17 protein-coding genes and 1 pseudogene are annotated in these 14,695 nt (G+C 49.9%); 6 read left to right on the top strand and 12 right to left on the bottom strand.

Annotated features, from left to right (window positions below; genetic code table 11):
• Window positions 1-120 precede the first annotated feature (120 nt).
• The 3 genes from cysW to H6F51_07630 all read right to left on the bottom strand — a co-directional run bounded on the left by cysW (window position 121) and on the right by H6F51_07630 (window position 3,105).
• Window positions 121-981 (bottom strand): sulfate ABC transporter permease subunit CysW, encoded by an 861-nt coding sequence (gene cysW, locus H6F51_07640; protein MBD1822367.1) that lies wholly within the window; start codon window positions 979-981, stop codon window positions 121-123.
• Between the two features lie 2 nt (window positions 982-983).
• Window positions 984-1,877, bottom strand: a complete 894-nt coding sequence (gene cysT, locus H6F51_07635; protein ID MBD1822366.1) for a sulfate ABC transporter permease subunit CysT — start codon at window positions 1,875-1,877, stop codon at window positions 984-986.
• An 85-nt stretch (window positions 1,878-1,962) separates the two neighbouring features.
• The gene (locus tag H6F51_07630; protein MBD1822365.1) at window positions 1,963-3,105 is read right to left on the bottom strand and encodes a sulfate ABC transporter substrate-binding protein; all 1,143 of its coding nucleotides are present in this window, start codon (window positions 3,103-3,105) and stop codon (window positions 1,963-1,965) included.
• 269 nt (window positions 3,106-3,374) lie between these two features.
• On the opposite strand from H6F51_07630, the gene H6F51_07625 reads away from it, so the two are divergent.
• The 3 genes from H6F51_07625 (at window position 3,375) to H6F51_07615 (ending at window position 6,249) form a co-directional block, all read left to right on the top strand.
• Entirely contained in the window at window positions 3,375-4,655 is a 1,281-nt protein-coding gene (locus H6F51_07625; GenBank protein MBD1822364.1) for a sorbosone dehydrogenase family protein, read from the top strand.
• Window positions 4,656-4,759: 104 nt separating this feature from the next.
• Window positions 4,760-5,575, top strand: a complete 816-nt coding sequence (locus tag H6F51_07620; protein MBD1822363.1) for a D-alanyl-D-alanine carboxypeptidase family protein — start codon at window positions 4,760-4,762, stop codon at window positions 5,573-5,575.
• Window positions 5,572-6,249 (top strand): ATP-dependent Zn protease, encoded by a 678-nt coding sequence (locus tag H6F51_07615; protein MBD1822362.1) that lies wholly within the window; start codon window positions 5,572-5,574, stop codon window positions 6,247-6,249. Before H6F51_07620 ends, H6F51_07615 begins: the two co-directional genes overlap by 4 nt.
• Here H6F51_07615 and H6F51_07610 read toward each other — a convergent pair.
• From H6F51_07610 to H6F51_07590, 5 genes are all read right to left on the bottom strand, one after another.
• Entirely contained in the window at window positions 6,246-7,001 is a 756-nt protein-coding gene (locus H6F51_07610) for a HEAT repeat domain-containing protein (protein ID MBD1822361.1), read from the bottom strand. The genes H6F51_07615 and H6F51_07610 overlap by 4 nt on opposite strands.
• Window positions 7,002-7,019: 18 nt before the next feature.
• Window positions 7,020-7,490, bottom strand: a complete 471-nt coding sequence (locus H6F51_07605) for a GNAT family N-acetyltransferase (GenBank protein MBD1822360.1) — start codon at window positions 7,488-7,490, stop codon at window positions 7,020-7,022.
• Between the two features lie 5 nt (window positions 7,491-7,495).
• Window positions 7,496-7,735, bottom strand: a complete 240-nt coding sequence (locus H6F51_07600; protein MBD1822359.1) for a hypothetical protein — start codon at window positions 7,733-7,735, stop codon at window positions 7,496-7,498.
• A 96-nt stretch (window positions 7,736-7,831) separates the two neighbouring features.
• On the bottom strand, window positions 7,832-8,431 hold the full coding sequence (locus H6F51_07595) for a low-complexity tail membrane protein (protein MBD1822358.1): 600 nt from the start codon (window positions 8,429-8,431) through the stop codon (window positions 7,832-7,834).
• Between the two features lie 106 nt (window positions 8,432-8,537).
• Complete coding sequence (locus H6F51_07590; GenBank protein ID MBD1822357.1) at window positions 8,538-8,807, bottom strand: hypothetical protein; 270 nt, start codon at window positions 8,805-8,807, stop codon at window positions 8,538-8,540.
• Between the two features lie 252 nt (window positions 8,808-9,059).
• Between H6F51_07590 and H6F51_07585 the strand changes: the two genes are divergently transcribed.
• Entirely contained in the window at window positions 9,060-10,127 is a 1,068-nt protein-coding gene (locus tag H6F51_07585) for a threonine synthase (protein MBD1822356.1), read from the top strand.
• A gap of 9 nt (window positions 10,128-10,136) precedes the next feature.
• On the opposite strand, the gene H6F51_07580 is transcribed toward H6F51_07585, so the two are convergent.
• Both H6F51_07580 and H6F51_07575 read right to left on the bottom strand, forming a co-directional pair.
• The gene (locus tag H6F51_07580; protein MBD1822355.1) at window positions 10,137-10,283 is read right to left on the bottom strand and encodes a hypothetical protein; all 147 of its coding nucleotides are present in this window, start codon (window positions 10,281-10,283) and stop codon (window positions 10,137-10,139) included.
• 111 nt (window positions 10,284-10,394) lie between these two features.
• On the bottom strand, window positions 10,395-10,907 hold the full coding sequence (locus H6F51_07575) for a DUF4168 domain-containing protein (GenBank protein MBD1822354.1): 513 nt from the start codon (window positions 10,905-10,907) through the stop codon (window positions 10,395-10,397).
• A 219-nt stretch (window positions 10,908-11,126) separates the two neighbouring features.
• On the opposite strand from H6F51_07575, the gene H6F51_07570 reads away from it, so the two are divergent.
• Window positions 11,127-11,924, top strand: coding sequence for a Uma2 family endonuclease (locus H6F51_07570; protein ID MBD1822353.1), 798 nt, complete (start codon window positions 11,127-11,129; stop codon window positions 11,922-11,924).
• Here the strand turns inward: H6F51_07570 and holA are convergent.
• On the bottom strand, window positions 11,921-12,907 hold the full coding sequence (gene holA, locus H6F51_07565) for a DNA polymerase III subunit delta (protein ID MBD1822352.1): 987 nt from the start codon (window positions 12,905-12,907) through the stop codon (window positions 11,921-11,923). The genes H6F51_07570 and holA overlap by 4 nt on opposite strands.
• Before the next feature lie 167 nt (window positions 12,908-13,074).
• Between holA and H6F51_07560 the strand changes: the two genes are divergently transcribed.
• Complete coding sequence (locus tag H6F51_07560) at window positions 13,075-13,824, top strand: DUF1868 domain-containing protein (GenBank protein MBD1822351.1); 750 nt, start codon at window positions 13,075-13,077, stop codon at window positions 13,822-13,824.
• A gap of 41 nt (window positions 13,825-13,865) precedes the next feature.
• Here the strand turns inward: H6F51_07560 and H6F51_07555 are convergent.
• Window positions 13,866-14,674: pseudogene (locus H6F51_07555) on the bottom strand (Uma2 family endonuclease).
• Window positions 14,675-14,695 lie beyond the last annotated feature (21 nt).

Below are 14,695 nucleotides of genomic sequence, written 5' to 3'. Positions count from 1 at the left end.
CTAGAGATCGAGCCTTCTTCATCTTTCTCAAAATCCCCCAGAATAAAAGATCCAGGGGGCTGAGACCGCCTAAAACGAAGCACCAATGCTTGATTGAAGAACACTTAGCGCGATGATTTCCTATTCCTGCTCATCTTGAACCCGCGTTTTACGCTGCATAATCTCCTTCACCACCAACGTTACTACTGCTAACAGCGCCAACAATACCGCCGCCGAGTAAGCTGATTCAGTCGCATATTGCTTGTACTCTTCTTCCACAAACAACGGCAAACTCTGCGTCTTTCCAGCTAAGTTCCCAGACACAACCGACACCGCACCAAATTCGCCCATTGCCCTTGCGTTGGTCAAAATCAACCCATAAAGCAATCCCCAACGAATACTGGGTAATGTGACCCGCCAAAAAGTCTGCCAGTTACTAGCTCCCAGTGTGCTTGCTGCTTCTTCTTGCTCTGGACCAATTTCCTCTAGCACCGGGATCACTTCCCGCGCCACAAACGGCAAGCTCACAAACATCGTCGCCAACACCATCCCCGGAAACGCAAAGATAATCTTGATATCTGCCGCTTGCAGGGCAGGTCCAAACCAACCATTTCGCCCATACAGCAACACCAGCATTAACCCAGCAACCACAGGCGAGATGGCAAACGGCAAATCGATGATGCTAAGCAACAGTGTACGACCGCGAAACTGTTTCCGCGCCAGTGCCCAGGCTGCACACAGTCCAAAAATGGTATTCAGCGGGACTGAGATGGCTGCCAGTGCGATCGTTAATCTCACCGCAGTAATAAAATTCGGCTGCCGTATATTTGCCAGAAATGGCCCCATTCCCTTCCTAAACGCTTGGTAAAAAACGTTAATCGCAGGAATGTAAATAATCAGAGCGAGAAACCCGATCGCGATCGTAATCAGCACGATCGGCACCCACTCAGTTTTCTTTTTCGCTCCTGATTTAGAGCGGGGCGAAGAAACGATCGTACTCATGATTAATGTCCTACTCGTCGAGTTGAAGAACCTGTATCGTAGCGACGACCCCAAGCTTGCAAGAGGTTCAAGCCCAACAGCATCACTAACGAAATAAACAGCAACACAATTCCGATCACAGTTGCGCCCGCATAATCGTATTGCTCAAGACGCTGGAAAATTAACACAGGCGCAATTAGATCTTTAAACGGTGTATTTGAAGCAATGATCACCGTTGAGCCATATTCACCGACTGCACGCGAGAATCCTAGCGCCACACCCGTTATGATTGCAGGCAACAACGGCGGCAGAATCACATACCGAAACGTTTGCCAATCTGACGCGCCCAAGCTCCAAGCCGCTTCCTCGATTTCTTTTTCCATTTCAGCGAGTACAGGCTGCACGGTGCGAATCACAAACGGTAATGAGATAAAGATCATCGCAACTCCCACTCCTAATCGTGTGAATGCGACTTTGATTCCAAAGGGTGTAAGCAGCGAACCGATCCAGCCATTCTCGCTGTAAACCGTGGCTAACGTTAACCCCGCTACCGCAGTGGGCAACGCAAACGGTAAATCAACCGACGCATCAATAAATCGCTTGAGCGGAAAGTCATAGCGAACTAACACCCAAGCAATCAATGTGCCAAACACACCATTGATTAATGCTGCAATCAGTGAAGTTGTAAACGTAATGTCATACGTAGCAAGCGCGATCGGACTGGTTGCAATTTGCCAAAATCTCTCCACGCCAACCGTCGATGCCCTTAAGAACATTGCGGTAACAGGCACAAACAGCATCACGGCGAGATACCCGATCATGATGCGCCACGTCCATGGAGCTTGCACAATCGATCGAACCATCATTTTCCAAACTGGGACTTTCTCAGATCCTGTAGGACTGGAAGCAACCATCATCAATCACTCCAAATGAGAAATTCCGCGATCGTCAAGAGCGAGAGTTACACTACGCTTCGCGATCGCGGATCAACTATCAACTCTACTATTGTTTGGAGGCAGCGAGCGTCTGATCAAATACGCCGCCATCTTCAAAGAATTTCGTCTGCACGTTGCTCCAGCCACCAAAATCCTGAATGGATGACAATTTCGTTACAGGAGGCAGTTTTGCCGTATCCGCTTTCGTTCCAGCAGCACTATCGAGCGGACGGAAGCCGAGCTTGAGAAATTCAGCCTGGGCTTCGGGAGTAAACAAGAACTTTGCAAAGGCTTCAGCCACCTCGCGGGTTCCATGCTTGTCTACGTTTTTATCCACGATAGCCACCGGAGTATCGATCGAGATATTCACGTCGGGCGCAACATAATCGAGCGCTTCTCCCTTTTGCTTCGCCAGAATGACTTCGTTTTCATACTGAATCAACGCATCCCCTTGACCTTGTTTCGCAAAAGCGTCAGTTGATTCGCGAGCATCTTTCGCCAACACTGCCACATTCTTGTAGGCCTGAGTCACAAACTCTTTCGCTTTCGCTTCATCATTATTGTTGCGTTTGAGGGCATCATTCCACAACACTAGGAAATTCCAGCGTGCGCCACCTGAGGTTTTCGGATCAGCCGTGACCCATTTCACATCATCGCGGGTCAAATCTTGGAAGGTTTTAACATTTTTGGGATTGCCGGGACGCACGACGATCGCTGCTACCGTTTTCGCCACCGTGCCATTATTCGACACTCTGGCTTCCCAGCCTGAATTCACCAGTCCAGCTTTGACCAGCTTCTCGGTGTCGGCGGCTAACGCCAAATGCGTAATGTCGGCTTCTAAACCGTCGATCACCGCGCGGGTTTGAGAACCAGAACCCCCATAACTTTGCTTAAAGGTAACGTTTTGACCTTTCTCTCTTTTCCACTGCTCGACAAATTTAGGAATAATTGCATCGTGCGCCGCTTTCGGAATCGCGTAGCTTACTAGCGTCAATTCAACATCTTTTGCTGAATTGGAAACCGGACTGGCATTTCCTCCAGCAGCAGGCGTTGAAGCATCATTGCCACCCCCGCAAGCCGCGATCGCAAAGCTCAAGCTCACCCCAATCACAAAGAGTGAGACTGATTTGCGTAGCGATCGAGGTGTCCAAAATGCTTGAAATCTTTGGGCAGTCTTCGCCCACTGTGTCTGGAACCGCCAACCCTTCATTGTGTTCTCCTTATTCTACGGTTTGTCGCTAATGTTTACGTATTTTTCTTCGATTCTCATCGTATCGGGGAACCGGCAAGAATGCAAGAAGAATCCCCACTTTGTTGAGCGGTTTATGTGCGATTCCCAATCAGTTCTGCAAAAGGCTTCAGGATTAGCAACATCTACCTCGTCAAAGATGTCAAATTGTGTTTCTATCTGTACGCTAGAAACTGCACTGTTTTCCTGCCTTCATGCTGATTCGTTCTTCTAAAAGTGCCTTCGCTGCAATGCTGCTGGCGATCGCAGCATTAAGTGCCTGCACAACGCAACCTTCTGAAACGGGAAGCGAGCCTCGACCCGCACAGGCTTCTTCTACCCCAAGCCGCACAATTCGCACAGAAGTGCTTGAACCGCAGCCGCTCCGAGTGAATTTGGCGCAACTTCCACCGCCGAGTCAGCCAGATAGAGCTTCAAAGCCTCCATCTGTCGTGCCCGTTCCAGACAATCCGGTGCTGCGGGTTCCGGCAGGATTCACGGTCAATGTCTTTGCCGAAGGACTCGATCGACCGCGCTGGCTAGCACTTACTCCGAACGGCGAGGTCTTGGTGACTGAAACTCGCCAAAACCGGATTATGCTGCTTCAGCACCGAGATGGTGCTGTGTTTAGCCGTAGACCCTTTGCCACCGCCGAAAACGGATTAAATTTACCGCTTGGAATGACGTTTGCAGGTGATTCGTTTTTTGTCGGCAACACTGACGCAGTTCTACGGTTTCCCTACGTAAATAATCAAATTTCAGGACGAGGCGAAAAAATTACAGAGCTTCCAGGACAAGGGTATAACCAGCACTGGACGAGAAATGTTGTAGCATCCCCTGACGGACAGAAGCTTTACGTTTCTGTCGGATCGCGATCAAATGCCGATGAAGAACCTTTACCCCGCGCCTCGATTCAGGTGATGAATTTAGACGGGAGCGATCGGCAGACCTTTGCCGCTGGGCTGAGAAATCCAGTTGGACTCGACTTCAACCCCCAAACTGGAACATTATTCGCCACGGTAAACGAACGTGACAACCTCGGAGATGGCTTAGTCCCCGATTATCTCACTCAGGTCGAAGCGGGCGCATTCTACGGCTGGCCCTACGCTTATCTCAGCCCCGATCGTCTAGATCCCCGTCACCTGAAAGCCGATGGTAAGAGCACTCGTCCTGATCTCGCGGCAAAGACTCGCACTCCTGATGTTTTATTTGAGGCGCATTCTGCTGCATTAGGACTGCGCTTTTATACAGGCAATACCTTTCCAGAAAAGTATCGCAACGGTGCGTTTGTCGCCTTCCGAGGATCGTGGAATCGTTCACAAGGAACCGGGTATAAAATCGTGTTCGTGCCGTTTAGCGAGGGTCGGCCTCAAGGGCAGTACGAAGACTTTCTCACTGGATTTCTACTTGATCCAAAAATCCCAACGACTTGGGGTAGGCCGGTTGGATTGCTCGTTCTAAATGATGGCAGTCTTTTATTTACCGACGAAGCAAACAATCGAATTTATCGGGTTCAGTATACAGGACAATAATTGGCAGCGTTGTACGGGGAACTACGGCTTCTTGGCGCGTCTCTAATGTGCGATCATTCGTTCACCTGACATACTATGTAAAGTAACGTTGAGGAGATGACGTTTTGAGTAACGCCAGCCAACCGGGAAAGTCGCAGCAGGATCCGCCATCGTTTGACGATATCCCGATCGCGGAACGTGAAACGGTGGTTGAATTAGCTAAACCGAAATCTCAACTGCTTCCCTGGCTATGGGGGCTGGGGGGATTCGGTACGATCGCGCTGCTGTCTGGCGGCGGCTGGTTTGCGTATCAAGCTGCACAAACTCGCAGCAATCCCACTGTCGCAGCATCTCCTTCTCCGGCTGCTTCGCTCAGTCCCCAATCCGCAGATGAGCGCCTTCTCAATCATTTTGCCTATCCTGAAGCGCCAAAATCTGAGTTAGAACCCATCAGCGCCGATGGAGCCATGAAGATGCGGAGTCCTGCTGCAAGAGCGTTTCGAGAGATGGCGGCAGCAGCGAGTGCAGAAGAAGTCATTCTGAATCCGATTTCAGCATTTCGATCAATTAGCGCACAACAGCAAATTTATTTCGAGATCAAAGCAGAGCGATCGCAAACGCTACAGGAGCGGGCTTTAGTGAGCGCCCCACCCGGATACAGTGAACATCACACGGGTTATGCGATCGACATCGGGGATGGCAATGTTCCTGCCACGAATCTCAGTCCAGATTTTGAAAAAACGCCCGCGTTTCAGTGGCTCAGCAAGAATGCTACCCGATTTAACTTTGAGTTGTCTTTTCCCAAAGGAAACAAGCAGGGGGTAACTTATGAACCCTGGCATTGGCGGTTTGTCGGAGATAAAGCCAGTTTAGAAACCTTCTACAAATCGAAAGAGTTTCAGCAACAGCAAGCTTCCCCTTCTCCCAGTCCCTCACCATGAATCAAACGGCTCTAAATCTCGTTGCCATTGGTATTTTTGGCATGACGCTTTCGACGTTGCTCAGTCCACTGCTGCACATTCCACCTGCGGTTCCCGCGATCGCAGCCTTCAGCATTTTGGGACTGGCGACGCTGGATTCGTTTCAATTGCAGGGGAAATTTGGCTCAATCGCGCTCGACTGGTTCGCCAGTTTTTCACCAGAATATCGCGATCGCGTTCTACGCCACGAAGCCGGACATTTTCTTACAGCGCAACAGCTTGAAATTCCGGTTGTGAGCTATACCTTGAACGCTTGGGAAGCCTTTCGACAAGGTCGATCCGGGCAAGGCGGCGTGCAGTTTGACACGCAAGAACTTGAATCGGAATTAAAGCAAGGCAAGCTGTCGGCTCAACTGATCGAGCGTTATTGTACGGTGTGGATGGCGGGAATTGCGGCAGAGCAGTTAGCCTTTGGAAATTCTGAGGGCGGGACGGACGATCGCCAAAAATTTCGTCAGACGTTAGTGAAGTTAGGCATTCCCGCTTCTGAGCTGCCCCAACGTGAGCGATTATCGATTCTCAGAGCCAAAGAGCTTTTGCAGAACCATCAAGCGGCTTACGATGCGCTTGTGACAGCACTGCGGGAAAGGCAATCGATCGAACAGTGCTGCCGCGCGATTCAAAACGCAGACTAGAACCAATCCTCTTGCTCTAGCGTCTCAATCACCTGCAAGCCTCGTGCATCGCCAACCTTCAGCATTGAGGCTTTTGCATCCTCACGCACTCCGCTATCTTCGTCTTCCGCAAACGCTTCAATCAAGGCATCGATCGCGGTTGCGTATACCACATTCGAGGGCATTTCGCGGCATAACTCACCCAGCGACCACGCGCAATTACTGCGAATCGCCGCCACTGGATCGCGCCGCAACGCCTCAATTAATGGCGGTACAGCCGCAACTACAACCTCATATCCCAACGTTGCCATCTGTGCCAAAGAACTCGCCGCCCACAACCTAACCGCAGAGATATCCGTTTTCAGCGCCTCGATTAACGTATCGAGCGATCGGCGATCGCGACAATTTCCCAATGCCCAGACAATTCCTTTTCGCACATAGCCATTCCAATCTTGACGATAGCGATCGATTAACGGCTCAACCGCATCAGGACTCGGATTTCGACCCAGCGCATACGCTGCACTTACTCGCACCAGCGGACAGGGATCGCTTAACAGCGTAATTAACTGCGGAATCGCCCGATCGTCCTGCACATCGCAAAACACCCGCGCCGCTAGCATTCGCTGCTGAATATCGGATGCGTCCAGCAACGGCAACATCGCATCCGCATCCGGTTTCGGCGTGACTTCATCAGCGATTGCCGGAATGTGATCCAACGGGTCTTCCAAATCCGCTTCAATATCTAGAACGGTTAAATCGTCATCGCTATACATAAGAAGTATTTTATCCAGCTATTCGATCGATTTGGTCATCCACCGCGACTGAGTTTCGTATCCCAGAACGCGGTAAAGTCCGAGTGCAGGCAAATTTGTTTCAAACACTTGCAGCCCGATTTGCCGATCGCCGCGTAACTTTGCCCATGTTTCAGCGTAGCGCACTAGCGCCGCTCCTATTCCCTTCCGTCGATGATCTGGCATGACATACAGCAACAAAATATGAGCCTGTCGATCACCACTGCCCTGATCGATCGCGCTTCCGAGCCACAGTCCAGCGATCGGGTTCCAGCTTGATTCATTCGATCCTTGCACCCAGACGAGCGGCGTTTCGGGTGAAAAAAATCGGTCGATCGCGTCTTCAAGCTGAGAAAATTCACCCTTGAAGAGTTCACGATAGGTAGACTGCATAAAGCTTAGTAGACGATCACGTTCGCGTCTAGAGCCTGTGCCGCGTTCAAGCGAATACCCTGGAATGAATTCCGTCACTGCCTTTAGAGTTGGGTCGGATCGTTGGGCAACCCTTGAATAAAGGGTGCAAGGTTCGGCGGTAACCCTGCGACTGCATCGGCATCAGGAATCTGAGCCTTATCGCTGGCCGGGTTCGCTTCCTCGATCGGAGCGGGGGCTGCCATATCATTCGGCAGGAAAATCCGCGCACTGACGACAACCAGCGAGAACACAAACACCAAAACGACAATCAGCGGGGCAATGTATTGACGAAAAAAAGCCATGATTTTAAGCAGAGACGATCGCGGATAGAGCCGGAGCTTTGCTGTAAAGTTCCTTTCTTTATCCTAAGTCGATTTGCTCTAATCCAGACGATCTTTTTAAGTCGTGGAATCCACTCTAAGCGGCGGGACGATCGCATTAACCGGAAATCCGAACACGAAGAGACGGTTGGGAATCTGATCAACCTCGATCGGCTGAATCTGCGCCACTTCTGCCTCGCTCGATAGCATCACCAGCAGAACGCTAAGCGGCACTTGTAGAAATAAGTTAGCTGCAAAAAATCCAAGCGCTGCCACAATTAGCCCTGAGCCTCTAGCTGGAATCGGGGTGATTGCTTCTGCGATCGGCGCGATTGCGTAAATCTGCTTCAGTGCCAGAAATAAAACAAACGCCGCAACTCCAACCGCGATCGGATTGCGACGAGCGACAAACATTGCCAAAATCTTTCTTTGTGCTTCGGTTAGCTGAGAAGGACGGAGCGCCACTGCTAGCAGACTATAGATATAGAAGGGTTTTTGAAGCTGCATCCAGGCGATCGGCGCAATGCCCGCGATCGCAACGAGTCCTAGTTCCAACCAAGGCGGCAAAATCGGATCACCTGCTGCCAACCCTAATAAACAAACAAGCAGGGACAGCGGCACGGCTGCAATCCCTGCAAGATGAATCCACAAATACGGATCAGCCCAAAACGATCGCATATTAAAACGTTCGTAGTAATGACTGAATCAGTATATCGTTCAAAGTGGAAGAGGTGAGAAATAGAGAGTGTTACAGTTTCTCTCTATTTCTCACCTCTTCGGAACTCTATGAAACTGGGCTAACCGGTTGCTCTGTTCGCTGCTGTTTGAGGGCTTGAAGCTGTTTGAGGAGCAGATCAGCCTCCGCTTGCAGGTCGAAGAACTTGGCTTGTTGATCAACAGGATAGAGCAATTTGATCTTCTCCTGCGCGATAGCCACGCTACACGAGTACGTGTTCGTGATTTCAGATGCACCCCGCTGAGAACCGCAGACCGCAGTGTTACTAAGTTGTCCGTTTGAAGCGTTCATATTGATTAGTAATTTGTACTTACTCACACCACCAGAAGATCTTAACTCAAACTTAACAGAAGTTTGTATTCTGGTATCCACTTTTAGACGATAGCAGATTCCCTCAGTTCCAGAAGAAATTCCGAAATCACAGAATCTGGTGATTAACGATTAAAATCTGGCTGCATTTGAAGCCGCTAAACACAGTACACTAGAATATTGCCACTGTATTTCACCCTCTAAAGATTGATTCCTGTGACCTTACGCCTGTCTCTTGCAAATCCCTCTCCCTCTGAAGAACTGCCTAGAGTCCAACCCTGGCGCGGTTTAATTCACGGCTATCGACGCTACCTGCCCGTAACCGATCAAACGCCTGTTGTGACCCTGCACGAAGGCAATACGCCCTTGATCCCGGTGCCTGCAATCTCGCAAGCGATCGGTCGTCAGGTGCAAGTTTTTGTCAAGTACGACGGCTTAAATCCGACGGGAAGCTTCAAAGATCGCGGTATGACAATGGCGATCTCAAAGGCGAAGGAGGCAGGGGCAGAAGCGGTGATCTGTGCGAGTACCGGAAATACTTCAGCAGCGGCGGCAGCTTACGCTCGTCGCGGTGGAATGCGGGCGTTTGTACTGATTCCTGATGGCTATGTAGCTTTGGGTAAACTGGCACAAGCGCTGTTATATGGAGCCGAAGTTTTATCGATTAAAGGCAACTTCGATCGCGCCTTAGAAATCGTGCGCGAAATGTCTCAGAATTATCCCGTTACTTTGGTCAATTCGGTAAATCCCTATCGTCTGGAAGGACAAAAAACGGCGGCATTTGAAGTCGTTGATGTCTTGGGTGATGCCCCCGACTGGCTTTGTATTCCGGTGGGCAATGCCGGAAATATTAGCGCGTACTGGATGGGATTTTGTCAGTACCACCAGGAAGGTCGATCGTCGAAATTGCCAAAAATGATGGGGTTCCAAGCGGCAGGTGCATCTCCGCTGGTCAAGGGAGAACCATTTACGCATCCAGAAACCTTAGCGACGGCGATTCGGATTGGGAATCCGGCGAACTGGAATCGAGCGATCGCGGTTCGAGATGCAAGCCAAAGTAGCTTTAATGCCGTGACTGATGAAGAAATTCTGACAGCTTATCGAATGCTGGCAGCAAATGAAGGCATTTTCTGTGAGCCTGCGAGTGCTGCATCAGTAGCAGGATTGCTAAAGGTGAAAGATCAAGTTCCAACTGGGGCAACTGTCGTTTGTGTCCTGACTGGAAACGGTTTGAAAGACCCGGATTCAGCAATCAAGTTCAGCGAAAATAACTTCAAGCAAGGAATTGACCCTGATTTAAGTGCGGTTGCGGGAGCAATGGGATTCTAATTAAAGTACCTATTTTAGTGGTCGAGCAACCATAAGCTCGATCTCATCTTCCACCCGATTTAGATAAGCTTCTAAGTCGGGTGATATTTTTACGCCAGCTTTCGGTGCTGTGTGAATGATTCCAGCTTCGCCGTTTTTGCTGTCTTCATTCTGCATTGCTCGAATCGCCGCTGCGATCGTACTCCGATTTAAACCACGGCGTGTAAATTAATACAAAACACGCTAGAAGGGGATTTCTTCTACCGTGTTTAGTGATAAAGAGGTTTGCTATTTTGCGTCTTTGCAGCTAATCTCACCAAGCTTTAGGCGACGAGCTTCTTGGGCAACACGATCGCACATCTGACGACTTCCAACTTGGCTTTGGAACGAATTAAATTCTTCCGGCGTGAGTTTGGGATTTTGGCTTGCGAGAATATCGTAAAAACTCTGGCGAAACTGCTGACACAAGCCACGAACTCGATCCCGCGCCCCTCCGTTGACTTGATTGATGTTTTGGCAAACGCCACTGGGCACATTTCCGCCTGTGGCTTGTTGGAGTTGACTTTGCAGGGCTTGTCTACGTTGTTCTAGGGCAACTGCAGAACGGACATATCGAGTGAATGAAGATTCCTGAGCCGATGCGGAAGAATCAAACATCTGGGCGATCGAGGGAGCCGATAGATTCGGTGCCCAGCCTGCTAAAACTGCGATCGAGGAGAATGCTCCTAACACGATCGAGCGTTTGATTAACCAACGAGAGAGAGAAGAGAGATCACGGTTCATCATAAGACGGTGTGACATTCGGGGAACTAGCACACAAGAGAGGTACAAGGAATCTGAATTATTTTACTTGCAAGAAGTTCCAGAAAACGGGAAGAAGGTTAAAAAAGTTCGAGCGGATGGCTCTACTCCCATGATTTTTGTCGCCGTTCACCCGGATCTTCACTGCCCAACTTTCAGATGCGCCCGATTTACAGTCAGGATTGGACAATAATGAATTATCGAGTTTGATGACTACTCATGACGGGTCAACTTCTCAATACGGATGAAATCGTCACGGAGCTAGACATTAGCCATTTGACGATCGAGGACGATATGCCGGTGGACAATATTCAATCTGAAAAACAGCAACGGCTGTTAGTCGAGCCGCTCTACAGTTCTAAAGCGTTACCGTCCCCGTTTTTTGTGGCGGCGAATGTCGGGCTGTTCTATAAGCTGAAGGGCGACCCAGTCGTTCCCGATGTCATGCTCAGTTTAGATGTGCAATGTGCTGAGGACTTTTCTCAAAAAGAGAACCGCTCTTATTTTGTGTGGGAGTTTGGCAAGCTGCCAGAAGTTTGCATCGAAATTGTCTCGAATCAAGAGGGCGATGAACTGATTCTGAGTCGAAAATCGCAGCAGAAGGGAAAGACGATGACTAAAAAAGATCTCTATTCCCAAATCCGCATTCCCTACTATGTGGTGTTTGACCCGCTCCGACAAATTCAGGGTGAAACCGAAATGAATGGAGCCTTACTGCGAATCTGGTCAAATTTTGCAGGTCGGTGTACGGAATTAACACCACCGCAAGGAATCACCCAGATCGGACAGTCGATTTGGTTAGAGGAAGTGGGATTAGGTCTCACGCTTTGGTCAGGACAGTTTGAGGAAGAGATTACGCGATTATGGTTGCGGTGGTGCGATCGATCTGGGCAAGTGATTCCGACAGGTGCAGAGCGAGCGGAAAACGAGCGTCTGAGAGCAGATGAAGCCGAATCAAAAGCGCAACGCTTAGCAGAGCGCCTGAGAGCACTGGGAATTGATCCCGATGAAGTTTAGCGGCTTCGGAAAATTTGACACAGTTCGATCGTTTTGGTTTGAAGGGCGATCGTTTCATCGTGACCCCGCTTGAGGCTGAATTCTAGATTGAGCAGCAAGGGTAGAGCGCTTTGCAGTTGGGTGAGTGAAGTTGAGAAGAGTTCTTGTTTGAGATAGTAAAGCTGCTTTGGGTTGTTTAGCTCCGCAGCTTTAGCAATTTCTCGATCGTCTCGCTCTCCTGATTCCAGCATCAGCTTGATCCAGAGTCGCAGGCGAAACTGCCCAACCAGCGTACTCACAATTCGCAAAGCTGGCTCATTTTGCCGCAGTAAATCGCTCACCAGCTCTAATGCTTCTGCTGTTTTTCCCTGCCGAATTGCTGTCAGCAGTTGCAGTGAACTTTGTGTACTGGCAGTGATTAACGGCGCGATCGCGCTTTCATTCAGCGGCTTTTTGGATTCACCTGCGAACATTTTGAGCTTTTCGAGTTCGCTGTAAAGTTGGCGCGTATCGTTGCCGACAGCTTCGGTAATGTAGTCGATCGCGCCTTGCGTGAGTTTCAGATCTAATTCCTGTGCAACTCGCTGCACTTGTTTGCTAATTAGTTCAGTTTTCCAAGGTGGAATGAGGGCGAATTCTTCAAGGGTCGCGTACTTCTGGAGCAGTTTGGTTGATTTTAGTCGTCCATCGGGTTTGGTCGAACTGGTCAATAGAAGCGTTGTCGTTTCAGGCAAGGCGATGAGGGTGCGATCGAGTTCAGTTAGGACATCTTCAGGGCAGCGTTGCGCTAGAGTTGTTTCTGAGAGCCAGACGAGGCGATTCCCCGCACCAAATGGAGGAGTCATCGCCTGATTCAGCGCTTGAGCGATCGCATCACTTTGATCCGACGAGAATTTATCAAAATTAAAACTTTCCCACATTGGGTCAAGTGTCTTTTGTTTCAAGCGCTTCACGGCTTGAGAGAGCGCAAAGCTATCCTCGCCCCAATAAAAGTAAATCCCCATACTGATCTTCGCTTCCCGCTGCCCTAGAGTAATACCCGATCATTAAATCTCTCGTAGTAGGATGACACTTTACCGTTAGATTTAAGAATGGATTTCTAATTTATCGATTTACGGCGCGAGGCGATCGCACATTGGACGAGAATTATCAAACTTTCCTCAATCGCGTGATGCGGTTAACCCTGCCGGACACTTACAAGTCTCAGGTGCAGCACATCCAAAAGTCCCCAAAGTTTCAGCGCTCCCCGGAGGGTGTATGGCTTCCGACTGCGTTTCCCGGCTACACGGTGATTACGCCGCCTGGATCTGAAGACGGCAAAAATCGGGGTCTCTATGAGTCTCTGAAACATTACCAGAATCGGATTGCCCAAACGCTAGGGGCTGAGATGTTTGCGCCGATTCCAGCAGACAGTTTTCATGTGACGGTCGCGGATCTTATCTGGAATGGCGCATATCTTCATGCGGCAGAATCGCCGGGATTTGATGAGCGATTGCGTGATCGTGTGGCGAGTAGTTTCCGTCAGTCTCAGCCGATTGGCATCGGAGAGGCGATTCGATTCCAGGTGGTCGGATTGATGGTGATGGCAAGAGCGATCGCGGTTTGTCTGGCAACGGTGGATAGTTCAGGATACGAGCGGATTTTGAAATTCCGGCGATCCATTTATCAAAATCCAGACCTAATCGAGATTGGCATCGAGCAGCAATATTACTTTACGCCACATATTACGCTGGGTTATTTTGGCAAGCTGCCACCGGATCTCGATCGCGCTCAATTAAGTCAAACGTTTGATCAGTTGAACCAAGACTGGTTAGACAACTATCCCGATAATGAGTTCTGGATTCATCAAGCAGAGTTCCGCAAGTTTAATAACATGGCGGAATATTTACGAGAGCCAGATTGGGCGACGTTTCAGTTTTGAGGTGGGAAGTAGCGATCGTGAGTGCGATCGCTACTTCTTCCCTAGCCTTCATCGGGATCAATCCCTAGTGCCCGGAGTCGCTCAGCTAGTCGTTCGGCACGTTGGCGTTCTGCTTCGGCTTGATGGCGTTCGATTTCGGCGCGTTGACGCTCGATTTCTAGACCTTCGGCTCCCGTCGGAATCACCTGACCAGAACGATCGCACCACCGCAACCACAGCCGCATCACTTCGTCTTCAAACTGTCCTTCCCAGAGCGACAAACCCAATCCAACGGCTTCTAGCCAGACAAATTGCCCCGGCTGGGAGAGTCCCTCCGGGGGGTCAATTCCACATAACCGCTTTGTGCGATCGCCCACACGCGCAGCAATGCCCCATTCATATCAGCTTGAATCTGTTGAAGCGGATCGAACACCACATAGCAACGAACACCGATTTGAGCATAAATATCTTTTTTCGCCGTCGTTTTCCCTTTCTGTCGAGACTTCTGGCTAAGGGTGACTTCATCCCCTTCCTGGTTAGACACAATCTCGATGCAAGCTTCGGGAACTTTACCAAACTCCCACACGAAGTAGGAGCGGTTTCGCCGTTCGGAGAAGTCAGCACGTTGGACTCCGAGGCTAAGCATCGCATCCGGTACGATCGGATCGCCCTTGAGCTTGTAGAATAATCCAACATTTGCAGCCGCTAGGAAGGGGGCGGACAGCGCTCTGGAACTATAGAGCGGTTCGACTAAGAGCCGTTGCTGTTCTTCAGATTGAAAGTTGTCCACCGGGGTATCGTCCTCGATCGTCAGATGGCTGATGTCCAGTTCCGTGATGATGTCTTCGTCGTTTAGCAGATCTTGAGACATCGACAATTCCCCAACTCGATA

The organism is Cyanobacteria bacterium FACHB-DQ100, assembly GCA_014695195.1.
Taxonomy (GTDB): domain Bacteria; phylum Cyanobacteriota; class Cyanobacteriia; order Leptolyngbyales; family Leptolyngbyaceae; genus Leptolyngbya.
The sequence above is the reverse complement of the archived record's forward strand: the minus strand, read 5'-3'. Positions and strand labels throughout refer to the sequence as shown.